The following is a 6384-nucleotide window of genomic DNA, read 5'->3' on the forward strand; positions in this document are numbered from 1 at the left end:
AGCGCCGTGTCCGCCACCGTACCCTTGCCCTTTGCGTAAAATCCCACAGGTAGTTTCATGTCCCTGGAACAGAATTACACCGCGATCCTAGGCCAACTGGGCGAGGATCCCTCCCGCGAGGGCCTGCTCGACACGCCAAAACGTGCCGCCAAAGCCATGCAGTACCTCTGCCGCGGTTATGAACAGTCGCTGGAAGAGGTCACCAACGGTGCCTTGTTCAGCTCCGACAACAGCGAAATGGTGCTGGTCAAGGACATCGAGTTGTACTCGTTGTGCGAACACCACCTGCTGCCGTTCATCGGTAAGGCCCATGTGGCCTACATCCCGAGCGGCAAGGTGCTGGGCTTGTCGAAAGTCGCGCGGATCGTCGATATGTACGCCCGCCGCCTGCAGATCCAGGAAAACCTCAGCCGCCAGATTGCCGATGCCGTCCAGCAGGTCACCGGCGCCCTGGGCGTTGCCGTGGTGATCGAGGCCAAGCACATGTGCATGATGATGCGCGGTGTGGAAAAGCAGAATTCGACGATGATCACCTCGGTGATGCTCGGCGAATTCCGTGAAAACGCCGCGACTCGCAGCGAGTTTCTCAGCTTGATCAAGTAATTCGCCGCACGAAGAAAACCGGCTTTCATCGCCGGTTTTTTTTCGCCCTGGAAAAATCAGGTAAGCTGCGCGCCTTTCTTCATTAGCACCGTGAGGCTTTCAACGTGTTCGTAAAAGCGCTTCGTGTTGGCCTGGGCCAACTGATCATCTTCATCGATTTCATCACCCGTCCAGGCAAGAAGCAGCGCCCTGCCGCCGCCCAGGCCCAGGTCGAAGCCGCCGCCAAGGGCCTGACCCTGTATCAGTTCCATGCCTGCCCGTTCTGCGTGAAAACCCGCCGCACCCTGCGCCGCCTGAACGTACCGGTGGCCCTGCGCGACGCGAAAAACAACGAACAGGATCGCCAGGCCCTGCTCGAGCACGGCGGCAAGATCAAGGTGCCGTGCCTGCGCATCGAAGAGAATGGCCAGACCACGTGGATGTATGAGTCCAAGGTGATCATTGATTATCTGGACAAGCGTTTCGCTGCAGCCTGATTTATTTGTGGTGTGATGGATGGCCCTGTCGCCAGCAGGCTGGCTCCCACATGGGATTTGTGGTGTTCACAAAACCTGTGGGAGCCAGCCTGCTGGCGATGAGGCCGGCATAAACACTGCAAACTTCAGACAAAAAATAAACCGGCCTTTGAGCCGGTTTTTTCTTCAGGCCGCTAGCGCCGCCTGCGCCTGCCGCACCACCGCCGCCAACCGCTTGATCCCCTCCTCCAGCCGCGCCGGGTCGATGTGGCTGAAATTCAGCCGCAAATGCCCGTGATGATTATCCGGCTCAGGGAAGAACGGCTCACCCGGCATGAACGCCACGTCATTGGCCAACGCCGCATTGAGTAGCGTACGGGTGTCCAGCGGCTGCTTGAGCGTCAGCCAGAAAAACAGCCCACCCTGGGGCACATGCCAATCCGCCAGATCGGCAAAATGGGTTTGCAGCGCGGCCTGGAAGGCGTCGCGGCGCACCCGGTAAAAAACACGCAACTCACTCAGGTGCTGCTGGTAGGGCTCGCTGCCGATCCATTGCAACGCTTGCCACTGGCCCACGCGATTGGTGTGCAGGTCCGCCGACTGCTTGAGCTTGAGCAGGTGCGGGAACAGGTCGGCACTGGCGATCAGATACCCCACGCGCAACCCCGGCAGCAAGGTTTTCGACACCGTGCCGGTGTAGATCCAGCTGGCTTTTTTCAGGCGCCCGGCAATCGGTTTGGCGCTGCCGCCGTCAAACGTCAGCTCACGGTAAGGCTCGTCTTCGATCAGGGTCACGTCGAACTCATCCAGCAATGCCGCGACCGCCTCGCGCTTGGCTTCGCTGTAACGCACCGCCGAGGGATTCTGGAAGGTCGGGATCAGGTAGATGAACGCCGGGCGATGTTTTTCCAGGCGCGAACGCAGGTGCACCAGATTCGGCCCGTCCGCTTCCAGCGGCACGGTGAGGCAATCGGCGCCGAACAGCTGGAAGATCTGCAGGGCCGCCAGGTAGGTCGGTGCTTCGAGGAGCACCTCGGTGCCTTTGTCGATATAGAGCTTGGCGGCCAGATCGAGGGTTTGCTGAGACCCACTGACCACCAGCACCTGACTCGCCTCGCAGGGCACACCCAGCGCTCGCGCCTGTGCCGCCAGGGCTTCACGCAAGGCCGGTTCGCCTTCACTCATGCCGTATTGCCCCATGGACACCGGCATCCGGTCCCACTCGACCTTCGGCAGCATGACTTCGGCCGGCAACCCCCCGGCGAACGACATCACTTGCGGACGCTGGGCAGCCGCGAGGATTTCACGGATCAAGGAACTTTTAAGGCGCGAGACACGTTCGGAAAAAGCCATGGGAGTCACCGGTAGCGAGGCCAGAGGAAAATGAGTCAAAATTGTTGACCGAAATTACGACAGCCCGAACGGATACGTCAACATGATTGACCTTAAAAACCCGATTTCCCAGCAGCAGGCCATGGAAGCGTTTTTCTTCGGCTACCAGGCCTTCACGGCCAAGGCCGATGAAATGCTTGAGCGGCGCGGCTTGAGTCGGGTGCATCAGCGCATCGTATTTTTCATCGCCCGTTACCCGAACCTCAGCGTCAAGGAGCTACTGGCATTGCTCGGCGTGAGCAAGCAGGCACTGAACATGCCGTTGCGCCAACTGCTGGAGATGCATCTGGTCAACAGCGTGGCGTCCGAGACCGACAAGCGTAAGCGGCTGCTGGAGTTGACCGCCGAAGGCACGCGGTTTGAACAGTCGTTGCGCCGTGAGCAGGTGAAATTGCTTGAGCGGGTGTTTGCCGAGGCTGGGGAGACGGCGGTGAATGGGTGGTTGGCGGTAAATCTGGCATTGGGGAAAAGTCAGACTGTTGATTGACTGTTCTGCCCCTATCGCCAGCAGGCTGGCTCCCACAATGAGCTGTGGTGTACACAAAACCTGTGGGAGCCAGCCTGCTGGCGATGAGGCCCGCGAAGGCGATATATCCCGATTGCCAAACTTTTCGTCCACAAAACCAAAAACATTATTTGCTTTATTTGTATACAAAAGCATAATCCACTTCGTGCGAGTTCCTGACCTAACGGTCAACAAATTCGCAAGTGCCTCAAAGGGCCGCTGCCACCCTCATGGGTCCGGCCCTGGAAATAAAAATAAAACTCTTGAGGAGTACCTCGCTGTGGAAAGCCGCAAATCCGAAGCATCGACGCTGGATCTCTCGCCGCCTATACGCAATGGCTGGCTGGAGCGCATCTTTAAACTCAGCTTGCATGGCACCACGGTGAAGACCGAGTTGATTGCCGGTCTGACAACCTTCATCACCATGGCCTACATCATCTTCGTCAACCCCAACATCATGGCGGACGCCGGGATCGACCATGGCGCGGCATTCGTCGCCACCTGCATTGCCGCAGCCCTGGGCTGCCTGTTGATGGGCCTGTACGCCAACTGGCCGGTCGGCCTGGCACCGGGCATGGGCCTGAACGCTTTCTTCACCTACACCGTGGTCGGCACCATGGGCTACAACTGGGAAACCGCGCTGGGTGCGGTGTTCGTGTCCGGCGTGTTGTTCATGATCCTGACCTTCTCGCGCATCCGTGAATGGCTGCTCAACAGCATCCCGGTCAGCCTGCGCTACGCCATGGGCGCGGGTGTGGGCCTGTTCCTCGGGTTGATCGGTTTGAAAACCGCAGGCATCGTCGTCGATAGCCCGGCCACCCTGATCAAGCTCGGCTCCCTGCGCGAGCCTGGCCCGCTGCTCGCCGCCGTGTGCTTCCTGATGATCGCCATCCTCAGCTACCACAAGGTGTTCGGCGCGATCCTCATCAGCATCATCACCGTGACCCTGGCCGGTTGGGGCCTGGGCCTGGTGCACTACGAGGGCATCATGTCGGCCCCACCGAGCCTGGCCCCGACCTGGATGGCCATGAACGTTGCCGGCGTGTTCAACGTCAGCATGATCAGCGTGGTGCTGGCCTTCCTCTTCGTGCACATGTTCGACACCGCCGGCACCTTGATGGGTGTGGCCCAGCGCGCCAACCTGGTGGGTGCTGACGGTCGGATCGAAAACCTCTCGCGTGCCATGAAAGCCGACAGTGCATCCAGCGTTTTCGGTGCGGTAGTGGGCGTTCCACCCGTCACCAGCTACGTGGAAAGTGCCGCGGGCGTGGCGGCAGGTGGTCGGACTGGTCTTACCGCAGTGACCGTAGGTGTGCTATTTATTGCGGCCATGTTCTTCGCTCCGCTGGCCGGGATGATTCCTGCCTATGCAACGGCCGGTGCGCTGATCTATGTGGCCATGCTGATGATGGGCGGCATGGCCCACATCGAATGGGACGAGGCGACCGACAGCATTCCGGCGATCGTCACGGCAATCATGATGCCCCTGACCTTCTCGGTCGCGGACGGTATCGCGCTGGGCTTCATCACCTACGTGGCGTTGAAGGCCGGCACCGGCAAGTACAAGGAAATCTCCGTCAGTCTGTGGGTGCTCTGCGCAATTTTCATTGCCAAGTTCATCTTCCTGTAAATCTCGGCGGTACGCGTCAAACCAGCCTCACCCCGTCGGGTGAGGCTTTTGTGCAAATGGAGGAAAGTGATGAGTCTGGAAACCTGGCTGCTGTTCAGCGGCGCTGCGCTGGTGGTGATCCTGATCCCGGGGCCACTGTCTTTGCTGATGATCAGCAACAGTCTGAATTACGGCCTGGTCCGTTCATACCCGGCGTTTCTCGGCGGCGTGATCGCCTCGATCTGCCTGTTGAGTGCTTCGGCCCTGGGCCTGGGCGCCCTGCTGCTGGCATCGGAACAGTTGTTCAGTGCCCTGAAAATCGTCGGCGCGCTGTACCTGTTCTACCTCGCCTGGCAGAGCTGGCAGCAGTCGCGCCAACCATCCCACGGGGCCGAAGTGCCCCAGGCCGCAGCGGTGCCACGCTTTCGCGCCCTGTTCGGGCGCGCCTTCATGCTGGGCGCGAGCAATCCGAAAGACATCCTGTTCTTCGCTGCGTTCCTGCCGCAATTCTTGAGCGCCGAGCAAGCGTTCCTGCCGCAACTGCTGGTGATGATCGCCACCTGGACCGTACTGGACCTGCTGTGCAAGCTGGCCTACGGCCTCGGTGCCCATGGCGCGGCGCGGTATCTGCGCAGCGGCAAGGGCCAGAGCTGGTTCAACCGGATCAGTGCCGGACTGTTCGGCGGTGCCGGGGCTGCGTCCTTGCTCAGTAGCCATTAAGGCCTTCTGAGGCAAACCGGCACACAAGTTGCTCGGTTCTGGCACCCCCACGCCGGAATCGAGCATGCTCCACTCCCACCTCACCACCCTCAACGCCGTTTCCCTGGTGCTCGACACCTTCAAGGTCCAAGGCCTGCCCAGCGACGCCTTGCTCGCCGGCAGCGGCATCTGCGCCGCGGATCTGGCCCGGGCGGACACGCGCATCACCACCAATCAAGAGATGCAGGTCTGCGCCAACGCCGTCGCCCTCAAGCACGATATCGGCCTGGAACTGGGTCGACGCATGCACGTTTCGTCCTACGGCATGCTCGGCTATGCCCTGCTCACCAGTGCCACCTTCGGTGACGCATTGCGCCTGGCGATGCGTTATCCGGCGCTGTTGGGAACACTTTTCGAACTGAGCCTGGAAGAGGACGATGAACGCGTCTGGTTTGTCGCCGCCGATTACCGGGAGAATCCGGCGCTGGCGGTGTTCAATGCCGAGTTCTGCCTGGTGTCGTTGAAGGTCACCTGCGACGACCTGATCGGTCACCCACTGCCGCTGTTGGCTGCACGCTTCGAGCATGCGGCGCCCGACTATGAAGCGTCCTATTACGATCACTTCAACTGCCCCCTGCATTTCGGGGCGCAGGACAACGCCTTCGCGTTCGACAAGCGCTGGCTGGACCAACCCTTGCCCCTGGCCGATGCCATCACCCACCAGGCCATGGCCGAGCGTTGCCGCAAGCAGAATACCGAGTTTACCGGGCGCCAGGCCTGGCTGGGGCGGATCCGCCAGTTGCTCAGCACACAATTGCATGCGGCACCGGGGCTCGAAGGGTTGGCCGAGCAGATGAATTGTTCAGCTCGTACGTTACGCCGGCATCTCAAGGAACTGGGTTGCAGCTATCAGGAATTGCTCGATGAGCTCAGGTTCGAGCAGGCCAAGCTGTTGCTCTGTGAAGACCAGATGCCGATCTATCGGATCGCCGAGGCATTGGGTTTCAGCGAGACCGCGAGTTTTCGCCATGCGTTTGTGCGGTGGAGTGGTGTGGCGCCGAGTCAGTTCCGGCCCTGAAGAGCAAAAGGCCGCATCATCTGGATTGGGGGCATATCCATTG

The 6384-nt window shown here is 60.4% G+C and carries 7 protein-coding genes; 6 read left to right on the forward strand and 1 reads right to left on the reverse strand.

Annotated elements, in window-relative coordinates; all coding sequences use genetic code 11:
• Positions 1-57 precede the first annotated feature (57 nt).
• Complete coding sequence (folE, locus tag PMI35_RS22535) at positions 58-603, forward strand: GTP cyclohydrolase I FolE (RefSeq protein WP_008057275.1); 546 nt, start codon at positions 58-60, stop codon at positions 601-603.
• Positions 604-707: 104 nt separating this feature from the next.
• Positions 708-1079, forward strand: coding sequence for a glutathione S-transferase N-terminal domain-containing protein (locus PMI35_RS22530; RefSeq protein ID WP_008057276.1), 372 nt, complete (start codon positions 708-710; stop codon positions 1077-1079).
• A gap of 165 nt (positions 1080-1244) precedes the next feature.
• On the opposite strand, the gene PMI35_RS22525 is transcribed toward PMI35_RS22530, so the two are convergent.
• Entirely contained in the window at positions 1245-2411 is a 1167-nt protein-coding gene (locus PMI35_RS22525; RefSeq protein ID WP_008057278.1) for an aminotransferase-like domain-containing protein, read from the reverse strand.
• Positions 2412-2493: 82 nt separating this feature from the next.
• Between PMI35_RS22525 and PMI35_RS22520 the strand changes: the two genes are divergently transcribed.
• The 4 genes from PMI35_RS22520 (at position 2494) to PMI35_RS22505 (ending at position 6341) form a co-directional block, all read left to right on the forward strand.
• Positions 2494-2937, forward strand: coding sequence for a MarR family winged helix-turn-helix transcriptional regulator (locus tag PMI35_RS22520; RefSeq protein WP_008057279.1), 444 nt, complete (start codon positions 2494-2496; stop codon positions 2935-2937).
• A 298-nt stretch (positions 2938-3235) separates the two neighbouring features.
• The gene (locus PMI35_RS22515; protein ID WP_008057280.1) at positions 3236-4585 is read left to right on the forward strand and encodes an NCS2 family permease; all 1350 of its coding nucleotides are present in this window, start codon (positions 3236-3238) and stop codon (positions 4583-4585) included.
• 69 nt (positions 4586-4654) lie between these two features.
• Positions 4655-5284, forward strand: coding sequence for a LysE family translocator (locus PMI35_RS22510; protein ID WP_008057281.1), 630 nt, complete (start codon positions 4655-4657; stop codon positions 5282-5284).
• Between the two features lie 64 nt (positions 5285-5348).
• Positions 5349-6341, forward strand: a complete 993-nt coding sequence (locus tag PMI35_RS22505) for an AraC family transcriptional regulator (protein WP_008057282.1) — start codon at positions 5349-5351, stop codon at positions 6339-6341.
• Positions 6342-6384 lie beyond the last annotated feature (43 nt).

It is taken from the genome of Pseudomonas sp. GM78, from assembly GCF_000282475.1.
Classification (GTDB): domain Bacteria; phylum Pseudomonadota; class Gammaproteobacteria; order Pseudomonadales; family Pseudomonadaceae; genus Aquipseudomonas.

Bases quoted from the DNA above. Each gene is read 5' to 3' on its own strand.
- folE (WP_008057275.1), top strand. From the start codon at position 58: ATGTCCCTGGAACAGAATTACACCGCGATCCTAGGCCAACTGGGCGAG.
- PMI35_RS22525 (WP_008057278.1), bottom strand. From the start codon at position 2,411: ATGGCTTTTTCCGAACGTGTCTCGCGCCTTAAAAGTTCCTTGATCCGT.
- PMI35_RS22520 (WP_008057279.1), top strand. From the start codon at position 2,494: ATGATTGACCTTAAAAACCCGATTTCCCAGCAGCAGGCCATGGAAGCG.
- PMI35_RS22510 (WP_008057281.1), top strand. From the start codon at position 4,655: ATGAGTCTGGAAACCTGGCTGCTGTTCAGCGGCGCTGCGCTGGTGGTG.
- PMI35_RS22505 (WP_008057282.1), top strand. From the start codon at position 5,349: ATGCTCCACTCCCACCTCACCACCCTCAACGCCGTTTCCCTGGTGCTC.